At 48.0% G+C, this 14,089-nt stretch carries 18 protein-coding genes; 6 read left to right on the top strand and 12 right to left on the bottom strand.

The window, feature by feature from the left end:
* Positions 1-27 precede the first annotated feature (27 nt).
* Entirely contained in the window at positions 28-777 is a 750-nt protein-coding gene (gene hemQ / locus HII30_RS07655) for a hydrogen peroxide-dependent heme synthase (RefSeq protein WP_169504426.1), read from the top strand.
* A gap of 352 nt (positions 778-1,129) precedes the next feature.
* On the opposite strand, the gene HII30_RS07650 is transcribed toward hemQ, so the two are convergent.
* On the bottom strand, positions 1,130-1,378 hold the full coding sequence (locus HII30_RS07650; RefSeq protein ID WP_169504425.1) for a hypothetical protein: 249 nt from the start codon (positions 1,376-1,378) through the stop codon (positions 1,130-1,132).
* A complete protein-coding gene (locus HII30_RS07645) occupies positions 1,379-2,569 on the bottom strand; it encodes an NAD(P)/FAD-dependent oxidoreductase (protein WP_169504424.1) in 1,191 nt (396 codons plus the stop codon). It abuts the gene before it with no gap.
* Between the two features lie 306 nt (positions 2,570-2,875).
* On the opposite strand from HII30_RS07645, the gene HII30_RS07640 reads away from it, so the two are divergent.
* The gene (locus HII30_RS07640; RefSeq protein WP_169504423.1) at positions 2,876-3,874 is read left to right on the top strand and encodes an NAD(P)/FAD-dependent oxidoreductase; all 999 of its coding nucleotides are present in this window, start codon (positions 2,876-2,878) and stop codon (positions 3,872-3,874) included.
* Between the two features lie 149 nt (positions 3,875-4,023).
* Here the strand turns inward: HII30_RS07640 and sda are convergent, their stop codons facing one another.
* Together sda and HII30_RS07630 are read right to left on the bottom strand one after the other, a co-directional pair.
* A complete protein-coding gene (gene sda, locus HII30_RS07635) occupies positions 4,024-4,167 on the bottom strand; it encodes a sporulation histidine kinase inhibitor Sda (RefSeq protein WP_169504422.1) in 144 nt (47 codons plus the stop codon).
* Positions 4,168-4,471: 304 nt separating this feature from the next.
* On the bottom strand, positions 4,472-5,134 hold the full coding sequence (locus HII30_RS07630; RefSeq protein ID WP_169504421.1) for a YheC/YheD family protein: 663 nt from the start codon (positions 5,132-5,134) through the stop codon (positions 4,472-4,474).
* 197 nt (positions 5,135-5,331) lie between these two features.
* Here HII30_RS07630 and HII30_RS07625 point away from each other — a divergent pair, with 197 nt between their 5' ends.
* Entirely contained in the window at positions 5,332-5,538 is a 207-nt protein-coding gene (locus tag HII30_RS07625; RefSeq protein ID WP_169504420.1) for a hypothetical protein, read from the top strand.
* Positions 5,539-5,623: 85 nt separating this feature from the next.
* On the opposite strand, the gene HII30_RS07620 is transcribed toward HII30_RS07625, so the two are convergent.
* The 3 genes from HII30_RS07620 to HII30_RS07610 all read right to left on the bottom strand — a co-directional run bounded on the left by HII30_RS07620 (position 5,624) and on the right by HII30_RS07610 (position 6,840).
* Entirely contained in the window at positions 5,624-6,061 is a 438-nt protein-coding gene (locus tag HII30_RS07620) for a type II toxin-antitoxin system HicB family antitoxin (protein ID WP_169504419.1), read from the bottom strand.
* Between the two features lie 25 nt (positions 6,062-6,086).
* Positions 6,087-6,278: a type II toxin-antitoxin system HicA family toxin gene (locus HII30_RS07615; protein WP_169504418.1), complete on the bottom strand. Its 192-nt coding sequence runs from the start codon at positions 6,276-6,278 to the stop codon at positions 6,087-6,089.
* Between the two features lie 202 nt (positions 6,279-6,480).
* A complete protein-coding gene (locus HII30_RS07610) occupies positions 6,481-6,840 on the bottom strand; it encodes a HesB/IscA family protein (RefSeq protein WP_169504417.1) in 360 nt (119 codons plus the stop codon).
* 363 nt (positions 6,841-7,203) lie between these two features.
* On the opposite strand from HII30_RS07610, the gene mqnE reads away from it, so the two are divergent.
* Both mqnE and HII30_RS07600 read left to right on the top strand, forming a co-directional pair.
* Positions 7,204-8,310, top strand: a complete 1,107-nt coding sequence (mqnE, locus tag HII30_RS07605; protein ID WP_169504416.1) for an aminofutalosine synthase MqnE — start codon at positions 7,204-7,206, stop codon at positions 8,308-8,310.
* A gap of 81 nt (positions 8,311-8,391) precedes the next feature.
* Positions 8,392-9,450, top strand: a complete 1,059-nt coding sequence (locus HII30_RS07600) for an NAD(P)/FAD-dependent oxidoreductase (protein ID WP_169504415.1) — start codon at positions 8,392-8,394, stop codon at positions 9,448-9,450.
* 12 nt (positions 9,451-9,462) lie between these two features.
* Here the strand turns inward: HII30_RS07600 and HII30_RS07595 are convergent, their stop codons facing one another.
* A complete protein-coding gene (locus HII30_RS07595; RefSeq protein ID WP_169504414.1) occupies positions 9,463-9,702 on the bottom strand; it encodes a YuzB family protein in 240 nt (79 codons plus the stop codon).
* 76 nt (positions 9,703-9,778) lie between these two features.
* On the opposite strand from HII30_RS07595, the gene HII30_RS07590 reads away from it, so the two are divergent.
* Entirely contained in the window at positions 9,779-10,024 is a 246-nt protein-coding gene (locus tag HII30_RS07590) for a NifU family protein (protein ID WP_169504413.1), read from the top strand.
* A 58-nt stretch (positions 10,025-10,082) separates the two neighbouring features.
* Here HII30_RS07590 and HII30_RS07585 read toward each other — a convergent pair whose 3' ends face one another.
* The 4 genes from HII30_RS07585 to HII30_RS07570 all read right to left on the bottom strand — a co-directional run bounded on the left by HII30_RS07585 (position 10,083) and on the right by HII30_RS07570 (position 14,059).
* Positions 10,083-10,856: an SDR family oxidoreductase gene (locus HII30_RS07585; RefSeq protein WP_169504412.1), complete on the bottom strand. Its 774-nt coding sequence runs from the start codon at positions 10,854-10,856 to the stop codon at positions 10,083-10,085.
* A 141-nt stretch (positions 10,857-10,997) separates the two neighbouring features.
* A complete protein-coding gene (locus HII30_RS07580; RefSeq protein WP_169504411.1) occupies positions 10,998-12,161 on the bottom strand; it encodes an FAD-dependent oxidoreductase in 1,164 nt (387 codons plus the stop codon).
* Positions 12,151-12,912: a methyltransferase domain-containing protein gene (locus tag HII30_RS07575; RefSeq protein WP_169504410.1), complete on the bottom strand. Its 762-nt coding sequence runs from the start codon at positions 12,910-12,912 to the stop codon at positions 12,151-12,153. Before HII30_RS07575 ends, HII30_RS07580 begins: the two co-directional genes overlap by 11 nt.
* Positions 12,899-14,059, bottom strand: coding sequence for a type III polyketide synthase (locus tag HII30_RS07570; RefSeq protein WP_169504409.1), 1,161 nt, complete (start codon positions 14,057-14,059; stop codon positions 12,899-12,901). The genes HII30_RS07575 and HII30_RS07570 overlap by 14 nt, the downstream gene beginning before the upstream one ends.
* Positions 14,060-14,089: the final 30 nt, after the last annotated feature.

Genomic DNA, 14,089 nt, shown 5'->3' with positions numbered 1-14,089 from the left:
ATATCATTATGATGTAGGAGTGATCATATGAATGAAGCGGCCTTAACCCTGGAAGGGTGGTACGCACTGCATGATTTTCGTTCCATCAACTGGCCGGCCTGGAAGGCGGCTGATGAAGAGGAACGTGCTGTAGCCCTAGAAGAGCTGAACGAATTTCTGGCTGACTGGGATCAGGTGGATGAAGCGAAGCAGGGCAGCACGGCGGTTTACAGCATTGTGGGACAAAAAGCCGATGTGGTATTCATGCACCTCAGGGAAACACTGGAGGATCTGAACGAGATCGAAAATGCGTTTAATAAAACGACATTTGCCAAATATACGACGAAATCCTATTCCTATGTCAGTGTTGTGGAGCTGAGCAACTACTTGGCTGCTTCCGGCGGCGGCGATCCGATGGAGAACCCACATGTCGTGGCAAGACTGAAACCGCAGCTTCCAAAATCCCGTCACATTTGTTTCTATCCGATGAACAAAAAGCGGGATCTGTCAGATAACTGGTACATGCTGAGCATGGATGAGCGCAAATCCATGATGCAAAGTCATGGTCTGATCGGACGCGGATATGCAGGGAAAGTCAAACAAATTATTACGGGTTCCGTCGGTTTCGACGACTGGGAATGGGGCGTGACTCTGTTTGCAGACGACGCCCTCCAATTCAAAAAGCTTGTTTACGAAATGCGGTTTGATGAGGTTAGTGCGCGTTTCGGGGAATTTGGTCCGTTTTACGTCGGTAATCTGCTGGACCACCCAAGCTTGAATCAGCTGATGAAAGTATAGTTCGCACACGATGGCTGCAGTCTGCACTCCCTATGGAAGGCAGGCTGCTTTTTTTATATCACCTACATAAATTGAAGTTATAAATTACACAAAGGTCCACTTCGATTGAGAACCATCTTCCGATCGCTGTTATCCCCAGATTTTTTTGAATTGATACTCATATAAGGGTAAATCCGGGGATAGCGTTTGCTTCCGATGCTAGCTTTCCTTCAGAAAGCTTTGAGCCGACCGCTTCGCTTCTCCAGATTGGTTCTCAACCTACGTTAAACAAGTGAATTTTATTTTAATTCTAAATAATTACAAAAAGGCTGCTCAGCAGAGATTATATCTCTGTGAAGCAGCCTGTTTATGTTTATTCATCGTCTTCGCTGTCGCGCAGGGATTGCAGATATTCCGCCGTAGCGGCATCTCGTGCTCTGCTCTTATCCTTCAAACGCTCGATAGCAGGCATAATGAGCAGATCCACTTCCTGCTGTATCGTGTAAGCCAGATCATATCGCTCCTGAGACTCCAAGAACGAACCGACCTCCATGAGCGCGTTATATCGGTCCAGCTCGCTTCTCTCCAGTAAACCGCGCACCTGTACACTGCAGTGTCTCATTTACAGAAACCTTCCTTTTTTCAGGACGAGCATGATGCCGCCGATAACATACAGATATCTCAGGTCTACCAGTTTTTTCAGCTGTGCTGCTTTCCATCCCTGGTATGTCTTGTTTCCGACAACCCCGATCCCCTGTCCCTTGCCCAGGGAAGCGACGGTTCCTTTATGTTGATATTCAAACTTGCGCAGGACTTTGCCCCGGATCGTCGCCACGATATTTTGCGCACAGCACACACCTTGCTGCATCGCCATCTGAGCTGTCGGCGGATAAGGACGTTCCCCGTTAAAGATCAGCGAATTGTCTCCAATAATATAAATATTATCATGCCCAGGTGCCCTCAGGTATTCATCCACCTTCACACGCCCGCGCATGGTTTCAAAACCGGCTGACTCCACCAGACGGTTACCGCGGATACCGCCGGTCCACACAACTGTATTCGAGCGAATTTCCTCTCCGGTACTTAGAATAACTCCGTGCGGTGTACATTCTTTAATGGCAGTGCCCAGCTTGAAGGTCACTCCCTTTTTCTTCAGCGTCTCCATCGCGTAATCGACCAGCTCAGGAGCAAAACCCGGAAGTGCCGTAGGCGCAGCCTCAATGTTGTATATATTAACAAGAGCCGGGTCTACGTCATATTCTCTGCACAGCTTGGGAATGCGGTCTGCCAGCTCCGCAACGAATTCGATGCCGCTGAATCCAGCACCCCCTACGACAAAGTTAATGCGTTCCTGCGGTCTGCGCTCATTCTTGTACAATGCAAACTGATGTTCAATATGCGAGCGAATGAGACGAACCGAGTTAATGCTTCGAATGGACATGGCATGCTCTGCCAAGCCCGGAATGCCGAAGGTTTCCGGATCGCCCCCAAGCGCAATGATTAAATAATCATATGAGAGCGTTCCATCCTCCAAAATCACTTTTTTATCATGCAGACGAATTTCCTGTACCGAGGATTTCACCAGATCAATTTTGAATTCGTCGATGAGCTTGGAAATGGATACTCTGGTATTCTCAATGCTGTCTGTTCCTGCTGCCGGCATATGCAGATGGGTCGTGATATAATGATAATCGTGTCGATTTACCAGTGTAACGTCCGCTTCATTGTAGTTGAGTTCTTTCTGCAGCCGCTGCGCTGTCAAAATGCCGCCGTAACCCGCTCCAAGGATTACGATTTTCGGTATGCTGCTCATTCTCCTGCTCCTCCCGGCTTTCTTCTATATATAGTGGGTTTTATTGACCATCGATTAAAAAAAGAGAGAGCTCTCTAAAGAGCCCGCTGATATGATGACATAGATTTACATGCATAGCAGGCTGTGTTCAAGCCAATAAGCACAAGTTATCACGTTAATCATAGACATATTCACTGCAAAGATCAAGAATTAATTTTGACCGTATTAGGCTGCACAAGCCTCCCCGCTTTCTTTGCACGTGAAGGACGATTATAATAGTAAAGAATGTGTTAGAATCTAATGATGAAAGACGGAGGTGCTATCCCCATGAGTACAATACCGGAGGAACAAATGAGCGACCTGCTTATCATCGGTGGCGGTCCAGCGGGTATGTTTGCCGCATTTTACGGCGGTATGCGCCAGGCTTCAGTGAAGCTGATCGAAAGCATGCCTCAGCTTGGAGGGCAGCTCGCCGCCCTATATCCCGAGAAATATATATACGATGTCGCAGGATTCCCTAAAGTGACCGCACAGGAATTGGTAAATAATCTGTCCCGGCAGATGGATCATTTTGATACAGACATCCGGCTGGATGAGAAGGTTCTGGCTGTCGAGAAAGTGGAAGATCGTCACTTCATTGTGAAGACCGACAAGGACGAGCATCATGCCAGGTCTATTATTATTACAGCCGGAGTCGGTGCCTTTGAACCTCGGCGCCTGGAACTTGAGAACGCCAGCCGGTTTGAAGATAGTAATCTGCATTATTTCATCAGTGACCTTCGCCGTTTCGAAGGCAAAAACGTATTGATCAGCGGCGGCGGCGATTCTGCAGTGGACTGGGCGCTGATGCTGGAGCCTCTGGCAGAACAGGTCACCCTGGTACACCGCCGGGATAAATTCCGGGCTCATGAGCACAGCGTAGAGCGGCTCATGAATTCCAGCGTGAAGGTAATCACGCCGACCGAAATTTCCGCACTACATGGCGAGGAGCAGATCAACAAGGTCACGCTTACCCACATCAAGACTAAAGAACAGCAGGATATTGAAGTCGATGATGTCATTGTCAATTTCGGCTTCGTTTCATCCCTGGGTCCCATCACAGAATGGGGAATTGCCATTGAGAACAATTCCATCATCGTGGACTCCCGGATGGAAACCAGTGTCTCAGGTATCTTCGCTGCAGGGGACATTACGAGTTATCCCGGTAAAGTAAAGCTGATTGCCGTCGGTTTCGGTGAAGCACCTACAGCTGTTAACAATGCCAAGGTATATTTCGATCCCGATGCGCGCCTGGCTCCTGGACACAGCTCAAATATGAAATTGTAGTCACAAAAAAGGTATCTTTCACCACATTTGATCCAAAATCATCTGTGAATGGAAGATACCTTTTCTATGGGATGACAGTTGTTTATATGTAGGTCTTCTATCACTATGATGCTGTCATCATAGATTCATTTCTCTATACGTCGTGTGAGTTAATGCAGGATACTGTTGGAAACGGTGTCTAGGTTCCGTTTATGGATCTCGGCCAGAAGCAGTGTGATAAATTCCCTTTCCAACTTTAATTCAATTGCCATATGATAGGAATCTAAAAGCATCTCATCCGTCAACATAGCCATACGAATTGCACCCCTTCCTTCATTTTCCTGAGATCATCATATCAAACATTGAATGCCAGAACAACTGTTCGTCTATCCACAAGCTGTTGTGGAAATCCTGTGTATAAAGTGTTAGTAAGTGCTGTAAATCCAGATATACCAAACTGGATAATGGGGATAACAGTTATACACAGGATATAAAGGAAATCTATGACTCAAAAAATATTTTTTACTAACTTAATATTATTATCGGCAATATTACGTTTATAGTTTATTACCCTCATCGAAAAGATATAAACAACATAAATGGTATATGTCGGAAAAATCAGCTAGGGCGTGTGTTCACTTCCAAGATCCATATCTTGCCGTTGATATCAATCCCGTAATCAAATCCTAATTCTCCAACTCCAGGGAAATGGGACTCCATTACCGCTATGCAATTGCGTGTGAGCTGTCTCATTTCATTGCGAATGGCAAGCGAGTTGACATGTGGTAGAGACATTCGGATCGCGGGTCTGCATTTAAGCATAGTACCCCCTTTGCAAAGATTGGTCACAAACAATCCTCGGCGGGCCAGACGCCCTACCATAGCCCGGAACTGCCAGACACCGTTAATCTCAACCACTTTGACACGAAAGTCCAGCGGCCGACCGTTGATTTTTGCCAGATGAATCCCCTGCTGGATGAGATATTTCCGCTTTAGTTTTATTCTTGTGATCATCTGGATCAACTGTGAAAATGAAGCTGCGAACATGGTCTGCCCTTTATGGCTGACAAGATAACCTTTATCTGCGGTCTGAACACGAATCACACCATTTCCGCCTGTACCCACCACCGGCTTGATGACGACCATACCGTGCTCTGCAACCATCGACATAAGCGTGTCGGCAGTAAATGCTTTTGTGACCGGAATATAAGGTATGATTTGGGGATCGCTCAGCAGCGCTTCCGTCTTCAGCCACTTGCTCGCTAATTGTCTAGCCGCCATGCTGCCAACGCCTCCTTTTTATAGATGACATATCTTAGCTTACGCAGGCATGGCTTTTTTCTCTTGTATGATTGTCCGGTGAGATTGAGCCCTATTCTTCCCTTTCCAATAAAACCGATTTGTCGTATAGTAATATAGGAATGAACCGTGAGAATCATAGGATTACAGTTTTTCAGAAGTAAGGGAGGCTTTTCATTTTGGAGGCTTTATTCGAGGTGTTATACTGGATTGCAATGGTCGGCATGTCCGTGTCATTGGCAGCAATTACGATATTTATTTTTGCAATTGGATTTAAGTTTATCAAAGACAAGCGCAGAGGTTTAGGCGTGGGATGCATCGCATTCTCTCTCCTGGCAGGCGCCATGGTTGTGTTTATGCTTAACGAGAAATTTTTCTTCGCTTAATAAGCAGCGTAAAAAAGCGCTTTGGAGCCCGCGGACTCCGAAGCGCTTTTTCATGTTACTTATGTGATACTACTTTATGATGTATCTACTTAGAGCGGTTCTTGGTACGTTCAGTCACTCCAAGGTAACTTTTTAGTGCATCTTGAAGTACGTGCGAGTAGTTTACTTTGTTCTCCGCAGCTAAGTCGTCAAGCCATTTCGGAATCGTCAGCGTCTTTTTAATCGCGCGGTCAGCCATTTTATCACGGAACGGCGGCATCCATACGTCGATTAATACGACTACTTTCTTTGGCGTTTGCGGTATTTTAGAGACCGATGTTGGTTCCGGGATAGGGTCGCCGTCCTCTTCCATTCCGTACAGGTGTAGCGCAAGACAGTCTTTCGCCATGTATAATGCTTCTTCGTCCGTGTTGCCACTTGTCAACGCTCCGGGAAGATCGGGAAATTCTATGGATATGCCGTCCTCTTCATAAACGAATAAAGCAGGGTAAACATATCTATCCTTAAATTTGGCGTTACTCATCTATGTCAAAACCTCCTTTGAAAGGCTATTTCAGCCCTGCCTGTTTGAGTATACTGTTGATTGTTCCTTTTGGTAAATCTTTGTTTGGGTGAGGGATTGTAACCTTTCCTTTCTTGCTTGGATGTTTGTATTGGTAGTGGTCTCCTGTTGACCTTATGTAGTACCATCCATCTTCCTCAATCATCCTTATCATTTCCCTCGAAGAGTATCCCTTCATCGCACCACCACCTTATGGTTTTATATTAGCACGTGTAATAGTACGTGTAAATAAACAACAATACAGGCTTACAATCCTAAGGTGGATTAGAGCACATAGTTATTTTTATTCGTCACTGCCTGCTTTAACGACATAAAAAAAACGGCCTCTATAACAGTAACTTACTGTCATCAAGGCCGTCATATTGATTAAACACCGCAGATTAACAAGGCTCCTCGCTCGGCTTGCCGGCATCGGTTGCTGTGCGGAATGAGCTTCCACAGCCGCAGGTAACGGTCGCATTCGGGTTATGAATAGTAAAGCCGCCCGTCATGCCTGATTCTTCAAAATCAATTTCCAGACCGTTCAGATATTTCAGGCTGTCCTTCTCAACAACTACTTTAAGATCCTGAATATCCATATATACATCATCTTCCGATTCGTCGTCATCAAAGCCCATGGCGTACGAAAATCCGCTGCAGCCACCGGAAGTGACACCGAGCCGAAGGAACATATCCGGTGCTTCCTGCTCAGCCAGCATATCCTTCAGCCGCGCTGCCGCTGTTTCGCTGATTGTAATCATAGGTCACCCTCCTTTTCGTTCATTTCTAGTATACTCCAGACATCCTCATCTCTCAAGGCGGGTATATGCCGATTCATCAATTGCTGGGCTTGCCTGCCTCCTCCAATGTCTTTATCCATTCCCTCTTGTTTGTATTGCTACCCACATATGTCGGGTTTATAATAGGGAAGGACCTGGTGCAGTACATCATCAGATGTGACGGATACATAGTTGTATATTTTTTCACAAAATCATTTAAATATAACAGCTTACCTCCCCAGGATGAGATGAACGAACCGATGCGCGCCTGCGCTAAGACCATGACACTACCCAATTTCCGCTGTATCACCTGCAGTCAGGATGAATGTAAGGAGGAAGATTTATATGTCTACCCTAGTTAGCCCTGCCATGGATAAACGAATGGCTGAAATTGTAGAAAAAGTCCAAAACGGGATCCGTCTGAATGTGGAAGACGGTGTATATTTATACCAAACCGACGACCTTTTGACCCTGGGACAGCTGGCCAATGAAGCCAATCTGCGCAAAAACGGGAAAAAGGTTTATTTTATTGAAAACATGAGCCTGTACTTCACCAATGTGTGTGAATCCCATTGCGCCTTCTGCAACTTCCGTAAGGATCAGGGAGAAGAAGGTTCTTATACACTGAGCGGCCAAGAAATGATTGAGTATGTGGAGCAGCATTTCCATCCCGGCATCCGTGAATTTCATATCGTGGGTGGACATAATAACCATGTGCCATTCCAATACTATGTAGACTCCCTGAAGGCTCTTCATGAACGCTTTCCGGAAGTCACGCTTAAAGCTTATACAGCAGCAGAAATCGAATTTTTCACACGGATCAGCGGTTTGAGCATAGCTGAGGTACTGCAGGAGCTGCAGAAAGCCGGCCTGAAATCCCTTACCGGAGGAGGCGCGGAGATTCTGTCCGATCAATATCGTCAAAAAATGAAAGTGGACAAAGCAAATGTGGATCAATATCTGGAGGTGCACCGGACAGCTCATCAGCTTGGAATCCGAACGCACACGACGATGCTGTACGGTTCTATTGAAAGCCATGAAGACCGAATCCGCCATATGATCCAAATCCGCGAGCTTCAGGACGAAACACAAGGATTTATGGTATTCATACCACTCTCCATGCAGCCGAAGAACAAAAATGCAGGGATTATGCGCCGCAACTCTGCTTATGAGGATCTCAAAACGATCGCAATCAGCCGTCTGATGCTGGACAATATCGATCATGTGAAAGCTTACTTTATCAATATCGGGGCACAGCTCACACAGGTCGCTCTCAGCTTTGGAGCCTCCGATGTGCACGGCACCATTCTAAAGGAGCGGATCAGTCATGCAGCAGGCGCGTTAACACCGGAAGGCCTGACTCGTAAGGAATTGGTTTGGCTGATTCAAGGGGCTGGACGGATTCCTGTGGAGCGAGATACTTTTTATAATGAAATCAAGGTATACGAGTAACAAAACGTTCCAACCCCGGTGCATCCGGTTAAGAAGTAGTAAGAAGACACTCTTCTTAACAAGACAGAAAGGAAGACACATATGAAAAAGCTCGTCATACTCGGCGGAGGCTACGGCGGTCTTGCCTTAATTCAGGAATTGTTCAGCAGCCATCTTCCTCATGATCTGGAAGTCGTGCTTATCGACCGTATGCCCTATCAGGGCTTGAAAACAGAATATTACGCGCTTGCAGCGGGTACAGTAGCAGACACGGAACTGCGGGTTCAGTTTCCGGTGTACGAGAAGCTTCGCATCCATTACGGAGAAGTGAAATCGATAGATCTGGATCAAAAAAAGGTGCATCTTGAACATGAGGATCCCATGGAATATGACCAGCTTGCCATCGCACTCGGCTGTACGGATCGGTATCATGGTGTTCCGGGAGCGGAAGAGTTCACGTGCAGTTTGCAATCATTCTCGGGAGCCAGAGAAACGTATCTCCGGCTTAACAATTTAAAACCATACAGTCAAGTTCATATTGTAGGGGGCGGCTTAAGCGGTATCGAGGTGGCGGCAGATCTTAGAGAAAGCCGTCCGGACCTCAATATTGCCATTCTTGACCGGGGAGCCCGGGTTCTCTCGTCCTTTCCGAATCGCCTCTCCTCGTATATTCAGCGCTGGTTTGCGGAGAACAATGTGGACATTTTGTCAGGGGTGTCGGTGTCCAGGGTGGAACCCCAGATGGTATATAACATTGATCAGGCTATCCCCACAGATATGACCGTCTGGACTGCAGGCATTCAGCCTGTACCGGTCGTACAGAATTTGGCACTGCCCAAAGACCGCAGCGGCCGTGTGCTGCTGAACGAATATTACCAGGTTCCTTCTCACCCTGATGTCTACGTGATCGGCGATTGTGCAAGCCTTCCATTCGTGCCGAGCGCCCAGGCAGCTGGAGCCCAGGCCGAACAGATCGGTCATGTGCTGAAAGCTATCTGGAAAGAGGAAACACCTAAAGTCCACCCTCTGAAGCTGAAAGGTACGCTCGGGTCACTGGGCAAACGTGCCGGCTTCGGACTTATGGGCAAGACTTCTGTCCTGGGGCGTGTTCCACGACTGCTCAAAAGCGGGGTATTGTGGAAATCCAAACGCCACTTCTAAAACAGACCATGATCAGGATTGCCCTTCCAATTCGGCGATTTTACGCAGAACGGCCAAGTACAGCTCATCTGCCGTAGGGGCCTCTACCATTTCGTCCTGGACCAAGGCAAACGGGGCCAGATAGCACTGTCCACAGTTCGTGAGGCATCCATATTCAATGACACTGATGTGAGGATGTTCCTCCAGCGGCTTCAGTGCTTTATCTGTTCCAAAATGGGCATTCCCTGCACAAAATTCAACAATTAGTTTCATCTATAACGACCTGCCTTCAGATTGGCATTTTAATTCTATTTGTACTATAATATAGGGAGGAAAGGAGTTGATCAAGATGAGCGAAAACTTACAAACCACCGTTTATGATGAAGTGGCTGAGGTGCTCGATAAGCTTCGTCCGTTCCTGCAGCGCGATGGCGGTGACGTGGAGTTGGTCGACGTTGAAGACGGTATCGTCAAACTTAAACTGGTAGGCGCCTGCGGCAGCTGCCCAAGCTCCACCATTACTTTGAAAGCCGGTATCGAACGTGCACTGGTTGAAGAAGTGGAAGGTATTGAAGAAGTCGTACAAGTATTCTAAACCATATACGCTGAAAAGCCTTGGCTCCTTTATGGAACCAAGGCTTTTTTTATGCGGTTTATTCCGGACTGATTCGCGGCCTGATTGGATCAAGTCCTCCGGAGATATCCATAATATTACCGGTAATAAAATCAGAATGATCCATGCAAAGAAACTCAATTACCCGTGCGATGTCTTCACCGCTGCCGGAACGGCCGCGAGGCGTATCAGCATCACGGATCCCCGACACCTCTGCAATCGTCTTCTCTTTATTTGTTCCCCGTATATCGCCAGGACATACCATATTGACGGTAATTCCGAATGGTGCCTCCTCAACAGCAAGCGTCTTCGTAAAAGAAACAAGCCCTACTTTGGCAGCAGCGTATACGGACCGATGCGGCCATGAACGCGCTTCTCCAGCATGTCCAAAGCCGAAATGAATGATCCTTCCCCACTGCTTCTCCCTCATGGAAGGCAGCACCAAATGATCCAGAAGCATCACACCCGTCAAGTTACCATTCACAAGGTGAAGTATCTCTTCCGGCTCGTATTGGGCGAACAAGCGGCGTTCACGGATAAATGGACCTGCATTATTGACCAGAATATCGACTTTACCCAAATGCCGTTCCGTTTCTTCGACCAAATGATACAGATCAGACGTGACGGCGACATCGGCTTTCACTGCGATAGCCTGACAACCCAAGGCTTCAATTTCACGCTGCAGAGCGTGCGCCTCATCCCGGCTGTTCACATAGTTCAATGTAATGCTGCAGCCCTGACGGGCGAGTGACAGAGCTGTCATTTTTCCCAAACCGGTTGCACTGCCAGTGATCAGCGCCACTTTCCCATTCAAAGACCTTCCTCCTCCGGCTCAGCTTAATCTCTATCTTAGTATAAAATATTTGTCCCTCCCTCACAACTTGATGAAGTTTATAAACGATCTTGGACCTTATGTAAAGAGCTGCATTCCTTGAGGAACACAGCTCTCTTTTCGCTAACTTTGCGAGGACATGATTCCTTTCTCAGGCAGTCTCGTGGCTTTCACAAGATATGATGCAAGTCCAGGGAACCGTTTGGCAAGCTCAGGGTACCAATGATTGGTTTTGGAAAAAGCCAGCTTTTGGATCATCCGTGCCCTTCTGAGCAATTGGGTAAACTCCTGGTTTGCCTGGTTGGTGTAACGACTTTTCCATTCATCATGCGAGATATGATCTTCTAAATACAGGTTGGTCAGCCTGCTGCACAGCATTGAGGAGCGCAGTGCAATCGACATACCATCTCCGCAGAGAGGCGGAATCATCATCATGGCGTCACCGACATGCGGGAAATCCGACCAAGGTTCCGGAAGATCTGATAAACGTACCGGGGCAATGGACACCTGGGTGCCTTCCACGGGGACCGCATCCTTCAATCTGTCAGCCAGCTTCGGATTGGACTTGGCCGCTGCATGTAAAATATCTTCTACCGACTTCCCGTAACCCTGTATAGATTCCAGCGTCAATAGTGCGGCTACATTGACCATTCCATCCTGAATCGGATTAATACCGGTATAGCCGCCTTCACAGAAATACAGCTCGACCTCCGGTTGAGTCAACAGGCCGGTGTAATGGGATTTCACGCCTATATAGACGGTTTCATCCCGATATATGTCTGTGGTGTCTGCTGCGAACTTCGGCTTCCTCGTACCGTAAGCTGCAATAACCGCCTTGGTATCGTATTCAACCGCTTCATTTCCCGTCCGAATTTGAACCCGGTATCGACCATGCTCCACCCGCTCAATGGAGGTTACGGTTGTCTTGGTAAGAATTTCGGTGCCCAGAGAAAGGGCTCTCTCATGCAGCAGACGATCGAGCTCATAGCGGCTGATACCCCAAGCTTCACCGGGCAGAGGTGCCGTGATTTCTCCGCCCTGAGGCATAATGATCCGGGCTCTGTCCATATAGCTGGGATGGATTTTCTCTTCAGCCGGATGAATGCTCAGGAATTCCAGCATTTCTTTGGTTTCCGGGGACATAAATTCTCCGCAGGTTTTATGTCTCGGAAATTCCTGCCGGTCCAGTAAAATCGTGTGGTGCCCCTCGCCTGCAAGCTGTACGGCTGTGCTCGCGCCGGCAATACCCGCACCAATAACAATGACGTCGGCCTGTTTATTTACCATGACCTGCTGCACCTCCCTCCGCCGTCAAGGCCGGTTTGTGGTTACGCGGAATAACGACAGCATAACGAAACATGGGCTTCCAGGCATAGGTCATACTGTCATGGTTCAGCTTCTGCTTCAGATCCTTCCAGTCTGCCGACGTAAAACCTTTTGCCACAGACAGGGGGCCGTCATGACGAATATAGCGGTTCCGGGAGATGAGACGGGTTGTCAGCCAAACCGCAGTATAAGAAACCTTATGGCGATGAATATCGTTAATCACAACACCGTGACGTGAAGCCCTCAGCATGTGGGACACGATATCGATCAGGTCATCCCCCACAAAATGATGAACAAACTGGGATCCCGTTACCACATCAGCCATGGCATCCGGCAGCTCACGCACATCGGCTTGACGCACCTCGATACGCGGCTCATCCTTAAACAGCACTTCCGCTTCACGGCATGCTTCTTCCGTCAGGTCCACCAGGATGATGTGAAGATCAATGCCCTTTTCGTTCGCCCACTGCAGGAGCTTCCGGTTAACATCTCCTGAGCCCGCGCCTACATCCAGTATACTGAGCTTTTGGGGGCTGCCGATCATCTTCCAGAGTTTCTCCACGCCATAGCGAGTCGGTCCAGGAGCAGCGAAGATTTTATTGAGACGACGCAGATGAACCAGAGCTTCACTCAGTTCCTCACCGCCCATAGAGAAATCATCCATCAGCTCATCTTCCGGAGCCCGTTTGGACAGATTCCTAAAGATAGACATGATCGGTCTCCGTCTTCTGGGAAGATACTTGTGCCGGCACATACTTGAAGCGCATCAGCTCCGCAGTCAGACCTGGACCGAATGCCATAGCGACTCCTTCCTTAGAAGCACTGTCTTGCGATTTGAGGTCACTGACCATCGCATTCAATACAAACATAATGGTACAAGAAGACAGATTGCCTGCATTTCTCAAAATATCTCTGCTGAAACGGGTCTGATCATCACGCAGATTCAATACGTCTTGAACCGAATCAACGATCCCCCGGCCGCCCGGATGTATAGCCCAAAGTTCTGGCATGGAGTCCCCTGCGAGCAGCTTATCCAGCTCAGGAACCAGATGGGAGCCGAGCATTTTCGGAATACGCGGAGACAGGAACAGGTCAAACCCATAATTGCCGACCTCCCATGTCATATCCTCAGTAGAATCCGGAAGCAGAACAGAGTATCCCGTTCCCAGCTGCAGATAATCTGCATGATGATCTTCAGCTTCTCCAACGACACAAGAAGCAGAGGCATCTCCGAAGAAAGAGGCTGCGAACAGAGCTTCCTTTTCCATAACAGGCTGGAAATGCAGCGTACAGAGCTCCACGCATACGACGAGAACCCTTGATCCCGGCGCTCCCTGCACGACGTCTCTGGCCATTTGAATCGCCTTCAATCCAGCTGCACACCCTAGGAACATAAGCGGCAGACGGTTTGTACGAGGGGATAATCCAAGTTGGCGAATGAGCATAACATCCAGCCCCGGAGAATACTGTCCCGTGCAGCTCACAGTAATTAAATGCGTGATTTGTTCAGGGTGGGTTCCCGATTCCTTCAATGCTTTCTTAGCAGCTTCGAGACCCAAGGGAAGAGCTTCACGTTTATATGTATCCATTCTTTCTTCCGTGGTAGGTATGTTGGAGTGATCCCCGGCCGGCAAATAACGGCACTCTCCTGCAGTTCCTTTATAGCTTGGCTCTACGGTGTAACGAGTGTCTACGCCGCAGGAACGAAAGATTCTCCTTGCAAAACGCGCCAAGTCCGGCTTATCCTCCAGATGTGAGGTTAACAGTTCTGTGATATCGGATTGAGGGATTTCATGGACCGGGAGTGCAGTCCCAATGCCCAGGATTGAGACCTGGCTGTGGTTTTGTGTAGGGTTCATGGAGAGACCTCCTATATTTGAATTAGGTTA

This window comes from Paenibacillus lemnae (genome assembly GCF_012933385.1).
GTDB classification, from domain to species: Bacteria; Bacillota; Bacilli; order Paenibacillales; family Paenibacillaceae; genus Paenibacillus_AQ; species Paenibacillus_AQ lemnae.
Note: the sequence above shows the minus strand (reverse complement) of the source record. Positions and strands in the feature narration are given on the sequence as shown.